At 34.3% G+C, this 17,966-nt stretch carries 18 protein-coding genes; 15 read left to right on the top strand and 3 right to left on the bottom strand.

Translation table 11 applies throughout. From position 1 onward, the window contains the following. Nucleotides 1-31: 31 nt before the first annotated feature. From pabB to AC3VI6_RS07110, 10 genes are all read left to right on the top strand, one after another. Nucleotides 32-1,357 (top strand): aminodeoxychorismate synthase component I, encoded by a 1,326-nt coding sequence (gene pabB, locus AC3VI6_RS07155; protein ID WP_497705683.1) that lies wholly within the window; start codon nucleotides 32-34, stop codon nucleotides 1,355-1,357. 66 nt (nucleotides 1,358-1,423) lie between these two features. Continuing rightward, nucleotides 1,424-1,933 carry a hypothetical protein gene (locus AC3VI6_RS07150; RefSeq protein WP_497705682.1) on the top strand — a complete coding sequence of 170 codons (510 nt, stop codon included), beginning with the start codon at nucleotides 1,424-1,426 and terminating at the stop codon, nucleotides 1,931-1,933. Then, complete coding sequence (locus AC3VI6_RS07145) at nucleotides 1,933-2,757, top strand: alpha/beta hydrolase (protein WP_497705681.1); 825 nt, start codon at nucleotides 1,933-1,935, stop codon at nucleotides 2,755-2,757. The genes AC3VI6_RS07150 and AC3VI6_RS07145 overlap by 1 nt, the downstream gene beginning before the upstream one ends. 16 nt (nucleotides 2,758-2,773) lie before the next feature. Next, nucleotides 2,774-4,087 carry a tRNA lysidine(34) synthetase TilS gene (tilS, locus tag AC3VI6_RS07140; RefSeq protein ID WP_497705680.1) on the top strand — a complete coding sequence of 438 codons (1,314 nt, stop codon included), beginning with the start codon at nucleotides 2,774-2,776 and terminating at the stop codon, nucleotides 4,085-4,087. Between the two features lie 23 nt (nucleotides 4,088-4,110). Next, nucleotides 4,111-6,078, top strand: a complete 1,968-nt coding sequence (locus AC3VI6_RS07135) for a protein-disulfide reductase DsbD family protein (RefSeq protein ID WP_497705679.1) — start codon at nucleotides 4,111-4,113, stop codon at nucleotides 6,076-6,078. 75 nt (nucleotides 6,079-6,153) lie between these two features. Then, complete coding sequence (locus AC3VI6_RS07130; RefSeq protein WP_298996722.1) at nucleotides 6,154-6,738, top strand: DUF4126 domain-containing protein; 585 nt, start codon at nucleotides 6,154-6,156, stop codon at nucleotides 6,736-6,738. A gap of 59 nt (nucleotides 6,739-6,797) precedes the next feature. Continuing rightward, nucleotides 6,798-8,333, top strand: a complete 1,536-nt coding sequence (locus AC3VI6_RS07125; protein ID WP_497705678.1) for a YifB family Mg chelatase-like AAA ATPase — start codon at nucleotides 6,798-6,800, stop codon at nucleotides 8,331-8,333. A 174-nt stretch (nucleotides 8,334-8,507) separates the two neighbouring features. Further along, nucleotides 8,508-9,515 carry a TlpA family protein disulfide reductase gene (locus AC3VI6_RS07120; protein ID WP_497705677.1) on the top strand — a complete coding sequence of 336 codons (1,008 nt, stop codon included), beginning with the start codon at nucleotides 8,508-8,510 and terminating at the stop codon, nucleotides 9,513-9,515. Nucleotides 9,516-9,617: 102 nt separating this feature from the next. Beyond that, complete coding sequence (locus AC3VI6_RS07115; RefSeq protein WP_497705676.1) at nucleotides 9,618-9,911, top strand: hypothetical protein; 294 nt, start codon at nucleotides 9,618-9,620, stop codon at nucleotides 9,909-9,911. An 82-nt stretch (nucleotides 9,912-9,993) separates the two neighbouring features. Further along, on the top strand, nucleotides 9,994-10,500 hold the full coding sequence (locus tag AC3VI6_RS07110) for a ferritin (RefSeq protein ID WP_497705675.1): 507 nt from the start codon (nucleotides 9,994-9,996) through the stop codon (nucleotides 10,498-10,500). Between the two features lie 96 nt (nucleotides 10,501-10,596). Here AC3VI6_RS07110 and ahcY read toward each other — a convergent pair whose 3' ends face one another. Next, nucleotides 10,597-11,913, bottom strand: a complete 1,317-nt coding sequence (ahcY, locus tag AC3VI6_RS07105) for an adenosylhomocysteinase (RefSeq protein ID WP_497705674.1) — start codon at nucleotides 11,911-11,913, stop codon at nucleotides 10,597-10,599. 62 nt (nucleotides 11,914-11,975) lie between these two features. Between ahcY and AC3VI6_RS07100 the strand changes: the two genes are divergently transcribed. The 5 genes from AC3VI6_RS07100 (at nucleotide 11,976) to arfB (ending at nucleotide 14,753) form a co-directional block, all read left to right on the top strand. Then, complete coding sequence (locus AC3VI6_RS07100; protein ID WP_497705673.1) at nucleotides 11,976-12,602, top strand: 4'-phosphopantetheinyl transferase family protein; 627 nt, start codon at nucleotides 11,976-11,978, stop codon at nucleotides 12,600-12,602. Between the two features lie 74 nt (nucleotides 12,603-12,676). Next, a complete protein-coding gene (locus AC3VI6_RS07095; RefSeq protein ID WP_497705672.1) occupies nucleotides 12,677-12,937 on the top strand; it encodes a hypothetical protein in 261 nt (86 codons plus the stop codon). After that, nucleotides 12,921-13,553 carry a nicotinamide riboside transporter PnuC gene (gene pnuC, locus AC3VI6_RS07090; protein WP_298996757.1) on the top strand — a complete coding sequence of 211 codons (633 nt, stop codon included), beginning with the start codon at nucleotides 12,921-12,923 and terminating at the stop codon, nucleotides 13,551-13,553. Before AC3VI6_RS07095 ends, pnuC begins: the two co-directional genes overlap by 17 nt. Continuing rightward, nucleotides 13,514-14,170 carry an ATP/GTP-binding protein gene (locus tag AC3VI6_RS07085; RefSeq protein WP_497705671.1) on the top strand — a complete coding sequence of 219 codons (657 nt, stop codon included), beginning with the start codon at nucleotides 13,514-13,516 and terminating at the stop codon, nucleotides 14,168-14,170. The genes pnuC and AC3VI6_RS07085 overlap by 40 nt, the downstream gene beginning before the upstream one ends. A gap of 181 nt (nucleotides 14,171-14,351) precedes the next feature. Continuing rightward, nucleotides 14,352-14,753, top strand: a complete 402-nt coding sequence (arfB, locus tag AC3VI6_RS07080; RefSeq protein ID WP_274633433.1) for an alternative ribosome rescue aminoacyl-tRNA hydrolase ArfB — start codon at nucleotides 14,352-14,354, stop codon at nucleotides 14,751-14,753. 54 nt (nucleotides 14,754-14,807) lie between these two features. On the opposite strand, the gene AC3VI6_RS07075 is transcribed toward arfB, so the two are convergent. Next, nucleotides 14,808-16,349 carry an acyl-CoA carboxylase subunit beta gene (locus tag AC3VI6_RS07075; protein WP_497705670.1) on the bottom strand — a complete coding sequence of 514 codons (1,542 nt, stop codon included), beginning with the start codon at nucleotides 16,347-16,349 and terminating at the stop codon, nucleotides 14,808-14,810. Between the two features lie 180 nt (nucleotides 16,350-16,529). Next, nucleotides 16,530-17,966 (bottom strand): acetyl-CoA carboxylase biotin carboxylase subunit, encoded by a 1,437-nt coding sequence (gene accC / locus AC3VI6_RS07070; RefSeq protein WP_497705669.1) that lies wholly within the window; start codon nucleotides 17,964-17,966, stop codon nucleotides 16,530-16,532.

Genomic DNA, 17,966 nt, shown 5'->3' with positions numbered 1-17,966 from the left:
TATTTCTATCGGGTTTCTTATTTTTGTGGCGATGTCAAGAACTGTCCGTATTTTTTCTATAGATGAGCCAAATAAATTTAAACAAAAGCTGTTTGTTTGGGCTAAACAATTTGAAACTGCTATTTGGCTTGATTCTAACAATTACGAGCAGCATTACAGTTCTTTTGATTGCGTGTTAGCTGTAGAAGAATTCACTTCAATTAAAACCGATTATCACGGAGCTTTTGAACAACTAAAAGAATATCAATCGTATACTAAAGATTATATCTTCGGATATATTTCCTACGACGTAAAAAACGATGTAGAAAAACTGACTTCTAATAACTTTGACGGACTACATTTTCCTGATGTCTATTTTTTTCAACCTCAAAAATTAATATTCATTAAAAACGACACTGTCGAATTTCATTACTTACAAATGATTGATGATGAATTAGAGGAAGATTTTGAAGACATTATTGAAACTAATCCAAACTTTAATTCGAAAGAAGTTGATAATCATTCTGATGAAAACGAACTTAAAATTAAGCTTCGTATCCATAAAGATGAGTATCATCAAAAAGTAGAAAAAGTATTAGAACATATTCACCGAGGCGATATTTACGAAGCTAATTTTTGTCAGGAATTTTATGCTGAAAATGCAGAAATCAATCCGTATGAGGTATACACCCATTTAAATGCTATATCAGAACCGCCTTTTGCTACTTTTTTTAGAAATGACAATCATTATTTGCTATCAGCCACTCCTGAAAGATATGTAAGAAAAAAAGGAACTAAAATTATTTCTCAACCTATAAAGGGGACAGCAAAACGTTTGATTAACCCAATTGAAGATGAAAAAATCGCATTTGATTTAGCACGAGACGAGAAAGAGCGCTCTGAAAACATCATGATTGTTGATTTAGTTCGCAACGACTTATCTAGAACCGCAAAAAAAGGAAGTGTTCAAGTAGAAGAATTGTGCAAAGTGTATTCTTTTAAACAAGTATATCAAATGATTTCTACGGTAGTTTCTGAAATTGACAATAATACTCACCCTGTTGATGTAATTAAAGACACCTTCCCCATGGGCAGTATGACCGGAGCTCCAAAAATTTCAGCCATGAAAATTATTGAAGAATTAGAAGAAACTAAACGTGGCCTATACTCTGGAACCGTCGGCTATTTTACTCCAAATGGCGACTTCGATTTTAACGTAGTTATCCGAAGTATTTTATACAATTCAGAAAACAAATACGTTTCCTATTCAGTAGGTGGTGCCATTACTGCAAAGTCTACTCCAGAAAAAGAGTATGAAGAATGTTTACTCAAAGCCAAGGCTATGAAGTATGTTTTAACGCATACTAACAAAAGTTAACTATATTTATAGCAAATACTCGTAACTTGTATTTTGCAATCAAAAATCTATTAAAAAAATAAAGAGATGAAAAACACCTTTAAAATTTTTCTTTTTATCGCTGTTATTGTTACAGCTGCTTCTTGTAAATCAAACAAATATTCATTTTTAAATGAGTATCCTACTAAAACGGTTCCTTTAGTTGACAGTACAAACTTTAGCAATCATGCAGAAGGAAAACTATTAACCAAATCTCAACAAGAGCTTTTAAAATTACCTTCAATTTTTGATGATCAATTAACTGAAGAAAGTAAAATTGGTGTTTCATATCTTCCAGAATTATCAGAAAATTTTCAATCAGTGGTATATTATTTCTATCCAAATAATACTGAGTTAATCTCTATGTTGGTAACTTACGATAAACAATTTAATATAATTAATAGTCAAGTATTGGCTTATGATGAAATTGCGGAAGGAATGTTAAAAACCACCTCTACTCTTAACAAAAATAATATTGAATTAGTTGAATATATTTCTGATTCTCCTTCTACTATTATTTTTAATATTTTAGAAGACGGAAACATTACCAGAGACTAATGACACATCATACGTTTACATTCGATTTTCAAAAGGCAACGTTTTTTGGTCAGTATTGGCAACCTGAAACCGTTAAAGCTGTAGTTGTTATTGTTCACGGAATGGGAGAACATTCTGGAAGGTATGAACATGTCGCAAAAAAACTAACTGATAACAATTTTGGTGTAATTGCTTTTGATCACTTCGGACATGGAAAAACAACTGGAAAAAGAGGTCACAATCCAGGATTTGAGTATGTCTTAGAAAGTGTAACCAAACTTATTGAAAAAGCTAAAGAGGTTTTTGGTGACAAACCTATCTTTTTATATGGACATTCTATGGGGGGAAATACTGTAATTAACTACACCCTTAGAAAAGAACATAATCTACAAGGAACTATAGCTACAAGTCCGTTTTTACGATTAGCTTTTGAGCCGCCCGCTTGGAAACTATCACTAGGAAAAATTATGCAAAAAATTGCTCCTTCAATAACTTTAGGCAATGAATTAGATGTAAATGATGTATCTCGCGATCCTGTTGAAGTTCAAAAGTATATTGATGACCCATTGGTGCATGATAAAGTGAGTCCTAATTTCTCGTTATCTTTTATTGATGCTGGTGAATGGGCTATTGGAAATGCTAGTTCCTTAAAAACACCTATGTTATTACTACACGGTACAGGTGATAAAATTATTGATTATAAAGGAACAGAAGCTTTTGCCAACAATAGCTCGAAAGCTAGCTTAAAATTATACGAAGGCGGATATCATGAGTTACAAAATGACTTGTGTAAAGAAGAAATGCTGCAAGACGTAGTAAACTGGTTAAACACTCAATTACAATAGTTACCTACTGTTTTTTATGCTCCAAGAATTAGCTAAACATATTGACGAACATTTTCCTTTTTTAAAAAGTAAAAAACTGCTCATTGCTATTTCTGGTGGAGTTGACAGCGTAGTACTAACACATTTATTACATCAACTTAACTTTGACATTTCCTTAGCACATTTCAACTTTCAACTAAGAGGAAAAGAAAGTGATAAAGATGAAGAATTTGTTAAAAACTTAGGAAAAAAACTAGGGATTAACACCTATGTAACCCGTTTTAACACGAATGAATATGCTGACAGTAATAAACTATCAACACAATTAGCTGCGAGAGAACTCCGCTATAATTGGTTTGATAAATTAAGTAAAGAATATTCTTTCGAACATTTACTTACAGCTCATCATGCTGATGATAATTTAGAAACTTTTTTAATCAACCTTACTAGAGGCACAGGGTTAGAAGGACTAACAGGCATCCCTCCTATTAATGGAAACATTGTTCGTCCGTTGCTTGTTTTTTCTCGCGAAAAAATTTTAAACTACGCTAAACAAAATAATATTGAATGGCGTGAGGATGAAAGTAATTCGGAAACCAAATATCTTCGAAATAAAATACGGCATCAAGTTACACCTATATTAAAAGAACTGAATGCTAGTGTTTTAAAAAACTTCAACAAAACAATTGATCATTTAAAAGAATCTCAACAAATTATTGATGATAAAATAGAGGACATTACCTACGAAATCATTTCAAAAGAGGGTGATTTGTTAAAAATCAACATTGAAAAACTGTTAAAGTTATCCAACCCTAAAGCTTACCTCTATCAGCTACTAAAGCCTTATGAATTCAGGGAATGGAACGATGTTCACAACCTTATTTATGCGCAATCTGGAAAGCAAATTTTAACAAAAAATTATACTTTGTTGAAAGACAGAGATTTTTTATTACTTTTACGCACTAGTGAAAAATCTTCTGTTAAAGAGGAGGTTTACACTATTAGGGAGGAAAACAAAGAAATTACAGCTCCAATTAAGCTGCTACTGAAAAGGGTTCAAGAAAAAACAGATACTAATCAAAAAAGTATTTATGTTGATAATGAACTCCTTAGTTACCCCCTAAAACTTAGACGGTGGAATTCCGGCGATTTTTTTTATCCTACAGGAATGCTAGGAAAGAAAAAAATAAGTAAGTATTTTAAAGACGAGAAAATATCAATTATAAATAAAAATAAAATTTGGCTCCTCTGTTCTAGTAAAAATGAGATTATTTGGATTATAGGAAAACGACAAGACAGACGCTTTTTACCAACAGAAAAAACGACCAAACTATTACAAATTAGTATTTAATTAACCCCATCAAACTACATAGAATGAAAAAATTCTTTACTCTATTTTTATTATTCATAGGTTTAGCGGTTTATTCTCAATCTGATGATAACCCCGTAGTTGTTACTCCTAAGGTAGAGAAAATCTCTGACACCGAGTACGACCTTATTTTTGACGTATTAATAGCTGAAGACTGGCACTTATACTCTCAGTATAACCCAGAAGATGCTTCTTTACCTATGACAATTTCTCCTGCAGAAGGACAAACTGGATACACCCTAAACGGTAAAGCTAAAGAAAGTGAAACTGAAACACAGTTTAGTGAAATCTGGGGAAAAGACGAGATCTTTTTCGTTGAAGAAGGTAAATTAGTACAACGAATTACTGTTTCTGACCCTACATTAACAAAGGTAACTTTAAATCTTGATGCTCAAGTTTGTAAAGAATACTGTTTACCTTTTGATGAAGACTTCACATTCTCTTTAACAGGAGAAGAGGTAGAACAAACCGTTGCTGAGGTAGATGATAAAAGTAAAGAATTATCGCAATCATTAAATTTAGATTTAAAAAATACTGTTTTATTAAAAAGTTCTACAGAAGCTAGTGCTGATGGTGAAGAAGGTGGAGACAACAGTTTATTAAATATTTTCTTATTAGGTTTTGTTGGTGGATTATTGGCGTTTTTAACTCCATGTGTATTCCCAATGGTTCCTTTAACCGTATCTTTCTTTACAAAACGTACAGAGAAAAGAGGTAAAGGTATTGGTAGTGCAATTTTATACGGATTCTTTATCGTATTAATCTACGGATTAATAAGTCTTCCTTTCCATTTCTTAGACACTTTAGATCCAGAGATTTTAAATAACATCTCTACCAATATTTGGTTAAACTTATTCTTCTTTGTTGTTCTAATATTCTTTGCAGGTTCTTTCTTCGGATTCTACGAATTAACATTACCAAGCTCTTGGAGTAATAAGGCAGATAGTGCTTCTAACATTGGAGGATTTATTGGAATATTCTTCATGGCGTTAACATTAGCAATTGTATCGTTCTCTTGTACTGGACCAATTTTAGGTTCTTTATTAGCAGGATCGTTAAGTGGTGGTGCTACACAATTATCTGTAGGTATGGTAGGATTTGGTTTAGCTTTAGCATTACCTTTTGCTTTATTTGCAACGTTCCCTGACTGGTTAAATACTTTACCAAAGTCTGGTGGATGGTTAAATACAGTTAAAGTTGTTTTAGGGTTTATTGAATTAGCTTTCGCTTTCAAATTCTTATCAAATGCAGACTTAGTTGGTCACTGGGGATTATTAAAAAGAGAAATTTTTATCGGAATTTGGGCTTTAATTGCATTCTTATTAGCTCTTTACTTATTCGGATTTATTGGGAAAAAGTATGGAAAAATGACCCTTTTCAGAGTCTTAGTAGGTATAGGTGCATTAGCTTTATCTGTCTACTTAGCTCCTGGAGTTATGGAAAAACCAGCTTGGAATCAAAATGAATTATTAAGTGGATTTGCTCCTCCTAAATTCCATAGTATTTATGAAAAAGACAACCACTGTCCTCTTAACTTAAACTGTTTTAAAGATTTTGACGAAGGTATTGCTTACGCTAAATCTGTAAATAAACCAGTATTATTAGATTTTACAGGATGGGCTTGTGTTAACTGTCGTAAAATGGAAGAAAATATTTGGAGTCAACCAAACATCTATTCTTTAATCAATGATGATTATGTATTAATTTCTTTATACGTAGATGATCACCAAAGAATGTTACCAGAAGAAGAGCAATTCGATTTTATCAAATCTAACGGTAAAGTAAAAAGAATTAGAACCTATGGTGATAAGTGGGCTACCTTACAAGCAGCAAACTTTAAAACTGCTTCTCAACCATTCTATGTATTAATGAGTCCTGAGTTAGAAGTATTAAACTCACCTCAACAGTATACAGACCACACAACATATTACAATTGGTTAAAAACTGGTTTAGACCGTTTCAACAACAACTAATAATAGTATTATCATAATATTTTAAAAGCCTCTTTTTTAAAAGGGGCTTTTTTTATATCTTACATTAAAAAAAAGATGAGTCCAGAAACAATCATCAGTATCTTTTTAGGGATCGGGCTTGCCGCTTCGGTCGGATTTCGAGTTTTCCTGCCTTTGTTTGCTTTAAGTTTAGCTGGTTATTACCAAGCTATCCCTTTAAACGAGAACTGGATGTGGGTTGCAAGTTCTCCTGCTATTATCGCATTAGGAGTCGCAACTTTATTGGAAATATTTGCTTATTACATTCCTTGGTTTGACAACGTACTCGATACTATAGCCATTCCGTTAGCTGCCATTGCGGGTACAGCTGTAATGGTTTCAACTGTTGCCGATTTATCTCCCGTAATTACTTGGGCACTGGCAATTATTGCTGGTGGAGGAACAGCAACGGCAATAAAAGGAACTACAGCTTCTGCTCGTTTAACTTCAACAGCTACAACAGCTGGCGTTGCAAATCCTATAATTTCAACAGTAGAAACAGGCACCTCGGTGGTAATGTCTGCTTTTTCTATCTTCTTGCCTATACTCGCTATCGTTTTTGTTGTTTTTATATTCTTAAGCATGCGAAAGTTATACAGGTTTGTTTTTCCTTCATTGAAAAAAGACGAAGAACAAGCATAACTAAATCAAACGTAATAGCTTAACATATTTTTTATATCTTTAACAGAAAGAGGAAAAATATGCTAGTAAAAGTTTATGGAAGCGCTGTTTTTGGTATAGAAGCTACTACAATTACTGTTGAAGTAAATATTGATAAAGGAATAGGTTATCATTTGGTAGGATTACCCGATAAAGCCGTAAGTGAAAGTTCGTACAGAATTTCAGCTGCTTTAGCCAATAACAACTATAAACTTCCTGGTAAGAAAATCATAATAAATATGGCTCCTGCCGATATTCGAAAAGAAGGTGCTGCTTATGATTTAACCTTAGCTGTTGGGATTTTAGCAGCCTCTAATCAAATACAATCTCAAAACATAGAAGATTATATAATTATGGGAGAACTTTCTTTAGATGGAAGTTTACACCCCATAAAGGGTGCATTGCCCATTGCTATTAAAGCCCGTGAAGAAGGATTTAAACACTTAATCCTTCCTAAAGAAAATGCAAAAGAAGCAGCCATTGTTAATGACTTAAATGTTTTGGGAGCTGATAATATTATGGAAGTTATCAATCATTTTGATGGTAGTAAACTAATTGAACCTACAACCGTTGACACCCGCGCTGAGTTTTATAAACACATGGATTTTCCTGAATTTGATTTTTCAGATGTTAAAGGTCAAGAATCTATTAAACGCTGTATGGAAATTGCTGCTGCTGGCGGACATAACATTATATTAATTGGCCCTCCAGGTGCAGGAAAAACAATGTTAGCCAAACGGCTTCCATCAATTTTACCTCCAATGACCTTACATGAAGCCTTAGAAACCACTAAAATACATTCCGTTGTTGGAAAAGTAAAGAATACTGGCTTAATGTATCAACGCCCCTTTCGTAGCCCTCATCATACAATTTCGGACGTTGCATTAGTTGGTGGCGGACAATATCCGCAACCGGGTGAAATTTCATTAGCCCACAACGGTGTATTATTTTTAGATGAGCTTCCTGAGTTTAAACGAACAGTATTAGAAGTCATGCGTCAACCTTTAGAAGATAGAGAAGTTACTATTTCAAGGGCTCGTTTTACTGTGAATTACCCTAGTAGTTTTATGTTAGTCGCAAGTATGAATCCTAGTCCGTCAGGATATTTTAATAACTCAGACGCTCCTATTACCTCCTCTCCTGCTGAAATGCAACGTTATTTAAGCAAAATATCGGGTCCGCTATTAGACAGAATCGATATTCATATTGAAGTAACTCCTGTTCCTTTTGAAAAACTCTCTGAAGAACGCAAAGGAGAAAGTAGCGTAGATATTAGAAAACGTGTTACCAAAGCTAGAGAGCTACAAACAGAACGATTTAAAGATTTTGAGAACATTCATTACAATGCTCAAATGAGTGTAAAGCAAATACGTAAATTCTGTAAAATTTCTGAAGAAAGTAAACATCTTTTAAAAATAGCGATGGAAAAATTAAATCTTTCTGCTCGAGCCTATGACCGAATTTTAAAAGTATCTCGTACCATTGCCGATTTGGCAAATTCAAAAGATATTCAATCAGAACATATTACTGAAGCTATTCAGTATCGTAGTTTAGACAGAGAAGGTTGGTTAAATTAACCTAAGAAAAAAGAAATATATTGTAAGGCAACAGGCAATTAGCAATGCTTTACTCAAAAAAACCTCGTTAATACTGGTAAAAAAGAACATTGTGTAAACGATTAATAGTTTTTTAACACTTGTTCTTTGAATAATATTTATAAATTTACAGACTACTATAAAAAATTTTTATAAATGAAAAAATTTATCTATTCATCGCTTTTAGCGCTATCTATCGTTGCATGTAGCAAAGAATCAAAAGATTATGTTACTTTTTCTGGAAAAATAACAAATAAAAATTCAGATTCTGTTGTAATATCTAACCCTCAATTTAAATTCAACAGAGTAATAAAAGTTGATGAAAATGGTATGTTTAAAGATACTATGAATGTAAAAGATGGCTTTTACAGACTTTTTGATGGGAAAGAATACGCTACTTTATACTTAAAAAACGGAGCTGATATTAACATGACTCTTGATGCGAATGAGTTTGATGAAACTATCACTTTTACAGGAGAAGGCTCTAAAGAAAGTGCTTTCATCGCTAAATCTTCTATGGAGCAAGAAAAATTATTTGGAGATAAAGAGTTAATGGATTTACCAGAATTAGACTTTAGAGCTAAAGTTTCTGAATTTGTTGATGGATTTAACAAAAGAGTTGATGAAGCTGCTTTAGATTCTACATTTGCTGCAAACCAAAAACAAAGTATTACTGGTTTAGAAAAATACTTAACTAAAGTATATAACGATAAACAATACTTAGCTAAAAACTTAGCTAAAGGAATGGAATCTCCTAAATTTGTAGATTACGAAAACAATGCTGGAGGTACTACTTCTTTAGATGATTTAAAAGGAAAATACGTTTATATCGATTTATGGGCTACTTGGTGTCAGCCTTGTAAAAACGAAATTCCTTTCTTAAAGCAAGTTGAAGAAAAATATCACGATAAAAATATCGCATTTGTAAGTATTTCTGTTGATAGACAAAAAGATTATGAAACTTGGAAACAAATGATTGTTGACAAAGAATTAACAGGTGTTCAATTATACGCTAAAGAAGATAAGTCTTTCATGGATGCTTATAGAGTTTCTGGAATTCCAAGATTTATCTTATTAGATCCTCAAGGAAACATTGTAGATGCTAACGCTCCAAGACCTTCTAACCCTAAGTTAGTTGAGTTATTCGAATCATTAAGCATCTAGTCTTAAAAGACGTTTATAACTTAAAAAGCCTGCAAATTTGCAGGCTTTTTTATTGTTTTATTATTCTTCTTTAGATTCATTAAAAATAATTATATTTGCCGAATGAATTTTTTCGTAGAAGATGTACCGTTTAAAATATCTTGTGGTGGCAGAAATTGTTACCAACTAGATTTAGGCTATAAAGTAATAGACTTTACTTTTTGTCAGCTATTAGCTTTCAGAAAAAAAGTACTAGAATACGCTTCTTACGAATCATTAGAAAACATTATTAACGGCGATAATTTCATACTCCTTTTCGCTGCAGACAACAAACATGTTTTATTCTTAGAAGTACCTCAACTTATCGAGCTAAGAGAGCTGCTATTAGCTGTTTTCAACCAGAAAACCCTTTACTAAGACTAGCTTTAAATTAGAGCCTTCATTCTTTTTAACATCTTATAATCTGTATCTTTATAGTATTAAAACTAAACAAAATATTATGGAAACAGCAATAAGAAGAGACATGATTTTAGATGTGGAAGTAGTTGATTTGCTAAACCACCAAATCATGATGGAGCAATATGCTTCTTCTAAGTACTTAGCTATGGCATCTTGGTGCGACCAAAGAGAGCTTAGAAATAGTGCTACTTATTTTTATAAGCAAGCTGAAGAAGAAAGAGCTCACATGATGAAGATTTTTAAATTTGTAAACGATAATGGTGGTAGTGCCATCTCTCCTACTGTAACAGAAGTAGCTCATGAATTTGAAAGCTTACGAGCTATTTTTGAGGCTTCTTTAGATGCAGAAATAGAAGTAACTAAAGCTATTCATAACGTATTTAAAACCGCAAGAAAAGTAGGTGATTTTACTTCTGAAATCTTTTTACAATGGTTTGTTACAGAACAAGCTGAAGAAGAAGAAAAAGTAAGAGATATTTTAGACTTAATCGATTTAATGGAAGATATGCCATTAAAAATGATTGATGAGCGTATTCCTACTGAATAAAACAAAACGTTTATAAAAAGCATAAAAAAATCCCGCAACAATGTTGCGGGATTTTTTGTGTCTTGATTCTTGATTCTAAAATCTCAAATCTATAATCTAGTATCTATAGTGTTCTGGCTTGTATGGACCTTCTACAGTTACACCAATATATTTCGCTTGGTCTTCACGTAACTCAGTTAACTCCACACCAATCTTCGCTAAGTGTAATTTTGCTACTTTTTCATCTAAGTGTTTTGGTAACATATACACATCATTTTCATACTTATCAGCATGATTCCATAATTCGATTTGCGCTAGTGTTTGGTTGGTAAATGAGTTAGACATTACAAAACTTGGGTGACCAGTAGCACATCCTAAGTTAACTAAACGTCCTTCCGCTAATACAATAATATCGTTTCCTTTGATAGTATATTTATCAACTTGTGGTTTAATTTCAACCTTAGTATCTCCGTAAGTTTCATTTAACCAAGTCATTTGAATTTCATTGTCAAAGTGACCGATGTTACAAACGATAGTCTTATCTTTCATTGCTTCAAAATGCTCTGAACGAACGATATCTTTGTTACCAGTAGTAGTAATTACGATATCAGCATTACCTACAACAGTTTCTAGCTTCTTTACTTCAAAACCGTCCATAGCAGCTTGTAATGCACAAATAGGATCAATTTCTGTAACAGTTACAATAGAACCCGCTCCGCGGAAAGATGCTGCAGTACCTTTACCTACATCACCATAACCACAAACCACTACTCTTTTACCAGCTAACATTACATCAGTTGCACGACGAATTGCATCTACTGCAGATTCTTTACATCCGTACTTATTGTCAAATTTCGATTTTGTAACCGAATCATTTACGTTAATTGCTGGCATTGGTAATGTTCCGTTTTTAACACGTTCGTATAAACGGTGAACACCAGTAGTCGTTTCTTCTGATAAACCTTTAATTCCAGGAGCTAACTCAGGATATTTATCTAATACCATGTTTGTTAAATCTCCACCATCATCTAAAATCATGTTTAATGGTTTACGATCTTCACCAAAGAATAATGTTTGTTCAATACACCAATCAAACTCTTCTTCATTCATTCCTTTCCAAGCATAAACTGGTGTTCCAGCAGCAGCAATAGCAGCAGCAGCTTGATCTTGCGTAGAGAAAATATTACAAGAACTCCAAGTAACCTCAGCTCCTAAAGCTTGTAATGTTTCAATTAAAACCGCAGTTTGAATCGTCATGTGTAAACATCCTGCAATTCTTGCACCTTTTAAAGGTTGCTCCTCTTTGTATTCTTCACGTAAACTCATTAACCCAGGCATTTCTGCCTCTGCCAATTCAATCTCTTTTCTTCCCCAATCGGCTAAAGAAATATCTTTAACTTTGTAAGGAACATATGTAACGGTTTTTGTGCTCATATTTTTGTATATTTATATATCTTAAATTTGAGTCGCAAAATTACGAAATAACTTTCTAAAATATGCCTCTTTACAAAACATTAACGGTAAACAACCACGCTAAAGCGTTGATTTGGAAGATAGATGAACCTTTTGAAGAACTTTCAAAAGGGGTATTTCTTACAGATGAAAATCAGCAACGAGTAAATGGTATGAAATCCGATTTGCATCAAAGAGGTTTTTTAAGTGTGCGCCATTTACTAAAAGAAATTGGTTATACTGATAATGATTTGGTGTATGATGAGTATGGAAAACCACATTTAAAAGATGGAAATTTTATTTCGATTACGCATTCATTCATCTTTTCGGCCATTATTATTTCTACAGAACAACCTGTTGGTATTGATATTGAAATGCAGCGAGACAAGATTGTAAAAATTGCCCATAAGTTTACTCCTATTGAAGAATACAAATCGATTGCCAACCACGATGCTTTGGTAAGCAAACTCACCATTGTTTGGGGCGCCAAAGAAAGTTTGTATAAAATCTACGGAAAGAAAAAACTCCGCTTCTTAGAAAACATTTATATTGAAGATTTCTCTTTTGACACCAATGAAACTACAGGTAAAATTTTGTACGAAGGTGAAACTTCTGACTACGATATTCGCTTCTTAGAAATGGAAGGGTTTACTTGTGTATATGCATACTAAGGAACTATTCTATTAAAACACCTTAAACAATTTTGAAACTTTGTAACTTTGTTTCTTTTCAATAAAAAAGAACAATGAAAATCTCTGTAGAACTTACCCTAAGTCCACTTCAAAACGAATTTGAAGAACCTATTATCAACTTCATTAAAAAGTTACGTGCTTCTGGTTTAACTATATTGGAAAATCCATTAAGTACCCAAGTATATGGTGACTATGACATCGTAATGAATTTGATTACTTCTGAGTTAAAAAACACGTTTGAATTGATAGATAATGGATTGCTATTTATGAAAATCGTAAAAACGGATCGTAGCGATTATGAACCAACTTTTTGATTTCCTTTTTGGTCAATATGCCGACTATAATCCCATAGATGTTTGGCTAGAAATTATTGCCGTAATTTTTGGTTTTTTATCGGTTTGGTATTCTAAACAGAATAAAATTTGGGTGTTCCCTACGGGAATGATAAGCACTGCTATTTTTGTGTACCTCTTGTTAAAATGGGAACTATTAGGCGATATGATGATTAACGGCTACTATTTTAGCATGAGTGTATACGGTTGGTATATCTGGACGCGTAAAGTAGATGCCTCTCACGTTACACCAATTTCTAGAACCACACCAAAAGAGAAAAAAATAAGCATCGCTATTTTTTTAGCAACCCTACTTTTTGTGTATGTTGTGTACACAAGTTTCGACAAATGGACTAACTGGACTGCCTATGTTGATACCGTTACCACAGCTATTTTCTTTGTGGGAATGTGGCTCATGGCAAAACGAAAAATAGAGAACTGGATTTATTGGATTATCGGAGATATCATTTCCGTTCCTTTGTACTTTTATAAAGGATTTACCTTTACCAGTATTCAATATTTAATTTTTACTTTTATAGCAATTGCAGGATATTTAGCATGGAAAAAGCACTTAAACAACAACCTATCAACCTTGTAAAAGTAGTTTTATTTGGACCTGAAAGTACGGGAAAAACCACACTTTCTGGTCAGTTAGCACGCCATTACAATACGGTTTGGGCTCCCGAATTTGCTCGGGAATATTTACAAGACAAATGGAATAACGAACGTAAAACCTGTGAACAAAGCGATTTAATTCCGATTGCTGAAGGACAAATGGGTTTGGAAAACGAATTGGCTAGAAAAGCAGATAAAGTCTTGGTTTGTGACACCGATTTGCTAGAAACTAAAGTATATTCTGAAGAGTATTATGGCGGATTCGTAGATCCGAAATTAGATGAGGCTGCCATTGCAAACACTTACGATATTTATTTTTTAACCTATATCGATACTCCTTGGGAGGCCGATGATTTACGCGACAGACCCGAGCAACGTTTGGAAATGTTTAAAGCCTTTGAAAATGCGTTAAAAAAATACAATCGCCCTTATGTGTTATTAAAAGGTGATAAAGAAACCCGCTTAAAAAAAGCAGTAGCAATTATTGATGCGTTACTCGCTAAAAAAGAAAACTTGTATTCTTTTTCGGATACCCTTACCGATGTAGACATGCATTTTATGCATCAAGATTTAGGAACACCCGATTACCCAATTGACTAATGAATAAATACATTAAAGAAAACAGTCAATTCGAGTGAATTTTGCGATTGAAAAGAGCATAATTTGTATCGAGAATTTAGGACTTAGACGCTGGAATAGTTCTCGATAAAATTTTCTTCTCATTATCACTTGATAAAAACCACTCGAACTGACATTAGAAATTAATGCATTCACAAACACCATGAACAAAGAACAACTATTAAAAGAACTCAACTTTAAAGCCGTACGAAGCTCTGGTGCGGGCGGACAGCATGTAAACAAGGTTTCCTCAAAAGTAGAATTGACGTTTACTATCGAAAGTTCTGAAGGACTCACCGAAGAGGAAAAAGAATTGTTGCTTAAAAACCTAGACAACAGATTGTCTAAAGACAATGTTTTAACCCTAAGCTCTCAAGAAAGCCGCTCACAACACCGCAATAAAGAATTGGTAACTGAACGCTTTTTTAACCTCTTAGAACAAGCTTTAGTAGTACCTAAAGTACGTAAAGCTACTAAACCTAAAAAAGCAGCGATCACCAAACGTTTAGACGAAAAAAAACAACACTCAGAAAAAAAAGAAAACCGAAAAAAGTTTCGGTTTTAGAACATAAAAAGTTAAAAACACTATTACCTTTAACTTTTTTACTTAAATCTTTTCTTACAACGGAATATTCCCGTGTTTTCTATTAGGTCGTTCTACCTTTTTACCTTCTAACATGGCAAAAGCTTTGATTAGTTTTCTACGGGTATCTTGTGGCAAAATAACCTCATCTACAAATCCGCGTTCTGCTGCACGGTACGGATTCGCAAATTTATCAGCATACTCCGCTTCTTTCTCCGCTAGTTTCGCTTCGTGATCGTCAGCTTCGGCAATTTCCTTTTTAAAGATAATTTCACTCGCTCCTTTTGCTCCCATTACCGCAATTTCTGCACTAGGCCATGCAAAATTCATATCGGCTCCAATGTGTTTTGAATTCATTACGTCATACGCTCCACCATAAGCTTTACGGGTAATTACACTTACTCTTGGCACGGTAGCTTCACTCAACGCATACAATAATTTTGCTCCGTTGGTAATAATAGCATTCCATTCTTGGTCAGTTCCAGGTAAAAATCCTGGTACATCTACCAACACTAATAACGGAATATTAAAGCAATCGCAAAAACGAGTGAATCGTGCTGCTTTTTTAGAACTGTTTACATCCAAACATCCGGCTAAACTCATCGGTTGGTTGGCAACAATCCCAACACTTCTTCCTCCTAAACGCGCAAATCCAACCACGATATTATCAGCATAATCTTTATGGATTTCAAAAAACGAATCAGCATCAGCAATACCATCAATTACTGCACGCATATCGTACGGCTTGTTGGCATTATCTGGAACTATATTGGCTAATTCTTCTCTAATTTCATCGCCTAATTCAAATGGTAACTTTGCTGTAGTTTCTTGATTGTTCTGTGGCATATAGCTCAACAATGTTTTAATATCTTCCAAACATTGTACATCGTTCGCTGCCGTTAAATGCGTAACTCCCGATTTAGTTGCATGCGTACTCGCTCCTCCTAACTCTTCCGAAGTTACTTCTTCATTGGTTACTGTTTTTACTACGTTAGGTCCCGTAACAAACATATAACTTGAATTTTCTACCATAACGGTAAAATCGGTCATCGCTGGTGAGTATACTGCTCCACCCGCACAAGGCCCCATAATTGCTGAGATTTGCGGAATTACTCCCGATGCTTGTACATTTCTGTAAAAAATATCGGCATAACCCCCTAACGAACGCACTCCTTCTTGAATACGCGCTCCACCAGAATCGTTCAATCCGATTAATGGTGCTCCTACTTTTACTGCTAAATCCATAATCTTACAGATTTTTTCCGCATGTGTTTCCGATAAGGACCCTCCAAACACCGTAAAGTCTTGTGCAAACACATATACCAAGCGTCCGTTTACAGTTCCGTATCCTGTTACCACTCCGTCTCCATAAAACTTCTGATTTTCCATTCCAAAATCGGTCGTTCTATGAGTTACTAAAATGCCTACTTCTTCAAAAGAACCTTCATCTAAGAAATAATCGATACGCTCACGAGCGGTTAATTTTCCTTTTTGATGATGACGGTCGATGCGTTGTTGTCCGCCTCCTAACTTTGCTTCGGTAATTTTATGTTGTAATGCTTCTATTTTAGATTTCATCTATATTCTTTTTTTTGGCGTTCCACAAGGGTCGGGCTTTCCGCTATATCTTTTGTTGGTTCTCGATATTTGCTTCGCAAACTCGAACTGACAACAAAAGGATGCCGCTGCAAATGCTTTGCATTCAACGAAACACGTAAAATACAAATTATTGAGTTAATCCCTAACGCACATTATATATTAACAAGTTTTTAAAATACGTTGCTCTTTTAAATACTGCTGTAAGGCAACTTGTGCAGCAATCTTTGCTTCTTTTTCGTATACTGCTTCTAACAACTCTGGTGTGTAATACTTCTTTACAAAATGAGTATCGAAATTCCCTGAGGTGAAAGCTTCGTGTTCACATACGAACTTTCCGAACGGCAACGTAGTTTCTATTCCTTTTACCTTATAATTACTAATCGCTTGTTTCATTAACTCAATAGCTTCTTCACGCGTATTTCCGTAGGTAATCAATTTAGAAATCATCGGATCGTAATAAATAGGAATTTCCATACCTTCTTCAAAACCATCATCTACACGAATATTTTCTCCTTTCGGATGTTGGTAGGTTTCCAACACTCCAATACTCGGTGCAAAATTGTCTAACGGATCTTCTGCATATACACGTAACTCTAGTGCATGTCCGTTAATTTGTAAATCGTCTTGGGTGAATGATAGCTCCTCTCCTCTTGCTATTTTTATTTGTTGCTCTACTAAGTCTACTCCCGTAATGAGTTCCGTAACTGGATGCTCTACTTGTAAACGTGTATTCATTTCTAGGAAGTAGAAGTTTTTGTTTTCGTCTAGTAAGAACTCCACTGTTCCAGCTCCTAAATAATCACAGGCTTTCGCAACTCTTACAGCTGCAGCCCCCATGGCTTCTCTAATTTCTGGAGTCAACACACTCGATGGTGCTTCTTCTACTACTTTTTGGTGGCGACGTTGTACCGAACATTCGCGTTCAAATAAATGTACTACGTTTCCATGAGCGTCTGCCAACACTTGGATTTCTATATGACGTGGTGACCCTACATATTTTTCTATAAATACAGAACCATCTCCAAAAGCTGATTCTGCCTCTGAAATTGCACGCTGCATTTGATCTTTAATATCGACTTCTTTTTCAACAACACGCATTCCTTTTCCTCCGCCTCCTGCTGAGGCTTTGATTAAAATCGGATATCCTATTTCATTCGCTACTTTCGAAGCATATTCTACATCGGTTACCGCTTCATCAATACCTGGAACCATCGGAATATCATAGGCTTTTACTGCATCTTTTGCTGCCAATTTACTTCCCATTACTTCAATAGCATGAGTTTTTGGACCTATAAATACAATTCCTGATTTTGCTACGGCTTCTCCAAAGGCTGCATTTTCACTTAAAAATCCGTATCCTGGGTGAATTCCATCTACATCTAACTCTTTCGCTACTTCAATAATTTTATCGCCTAATAAATAGGATTGATTCGATGGTGCAGGGCCAATACATACTGCTTCGTCTGCAAAAGTTACGTGTGGTGAATTTCTGTCTGCTTCCGAATAAACCGCTACCGTTTTAATTCCCATCTTTTTTGCCGTACGCATTACACGTAAGGCAATCTCTCCTCTATTTGCTACTAATATCTTTTTCAT

This window comes from Tenacibaculum sp. TB-56 (genome assembly GCF_059716275.2).
The sequence above is the reverse complement of the archived record's forward strand: the minus strand, read 5'-3'. Positions and strand labels throughout refer to the sequence as shown.

Excerpts from the sequence above, each read along its gene's own strand:
- pabB (WP_497705683.1), top strand. The coding sequence starts at position 32 with ATGTCAAGAACTGTCCGTATTTTTTCTATAGATGAGCCAAATAAATTT.
- AC3VI6_RS07150 (WP_497705682.1), top strand. The coding sequence starts at position 1,424 with ATGAAAAACACCTTTAAAATTTTTCTTTTTATCGCTGTTATTGTTACA.
- AC3VI6_RS07145 (WP_497705681.1), top strand. The coding sequence starts at position 1,933 with ATGACACATCATACGTTTACATTCGATTTTCAAAAGGCAACGTTTTTT.
- tilS (WP_497705680.1), top strand. The coding sequence starts at position 2,774 with ATGCTCCAAGAATTAGCTAAACATATTGACGAACATTTTCCTTTTTTA.
- AC3VI6_RS07135 (WP_497705679.1), top strand. The coding sequence starts at position 4,111 with ATGAAAAAATTCTTTACTCTATTTTTATTATTCATAGGTTTAGCGGTT.
- AC3VI6_RS07130 (WP_298996722.1), top strand. The coding sequence starts at position 6,154 with ATGAGTCCAGAAACAATCATCAGTATCTTTTTAGGGATCGGGCTTGCC.
- AC3VI6_RS07125 (WP_497705678.1), top strand. The coding sequence starts at position 6,798 with ATGCTAGTAAAAGTTTATGGAAGCGCTGTTTTTGGTATAGAAGCTACT.
- AC3VI6_RS07120 (WP_497705677.1), top strand. The coding sequence starts at position 8,508 with ATGAAAAAATTTATCTATTCATCGCTTTTAGCGCTATCTATCGTTGCA.
- AC3VI6_RS07115 (WP_497705676.1), top strand. The coding sequence starts at position 9,618 with ATGAATTTTTTCGTAGAAGATGTACCGTTTAAAATATCTTGTGGTGGC.
- AC3VI6_RS07110 (WP_497705675.1), top strand. The coding sequence starts at position 9,994 with ATGGAAACAGCAATAAGAAGAGACATGATTTTAGATGTGGAAGTAGTT.
- ahcY (WP_497705674.1), bottom strand. The coding sequence starts at position 11,913 with ATGAGCACAAAAACCGTTACATATGTTCCTTACAAAGTTAAAGATATT.
- AC3VI6_RS07100 (WP_497705673.1), top strand. The coding sequence starts at position 11,976 with ATGCCTCTTTACAAAACATTAACGGTAAACAACCACGCTAAAGCGTTG.
- AC3VI6_RS07095 (WP_497705672.1), top strand. The coding sequence starts at position 12,677 with ATGAAAATCTCTGTAGAACTTACCCTAAGTCCACTTCAAAACGAATTT.
- pnuC (WP_298996757.1), top strand. The coding sequence starts at position 12,921 with ATGAACCAACTTTTTGATTTCCTTTTTGGTCAATATGCCGACTATAAT.
- AC3VI6_RS07085 (WP_497705671.1), top strand. The coding sequence starts at position 13,514 with ATGGAAAAAGCACTTAAACAACAACCTATCAACCTTGTAAAAGTAGTT.
- arfB (WP_274633433.1), top strand. The coding sequence starts at position 14,352 with ATGAACAAAGAACAACTATTAAAAGAACTCAACTTTAAAGCCGTACGA.
- AC3VI6_RS07075 (WP_497705670.1), bottom strand. The coding sequence starts at position 16,349 with ATGAAATCTAAAATAGAAGCATTACAACATAAAATTACCGAAGCAAAG.
- accC (WP_497705669.1), bottom strand. The coding sequence starts at position 17,966 with ATGAAAAAGATATTAGTAGCAAATAGAGGAGAGATTGCCTTACGTGTA.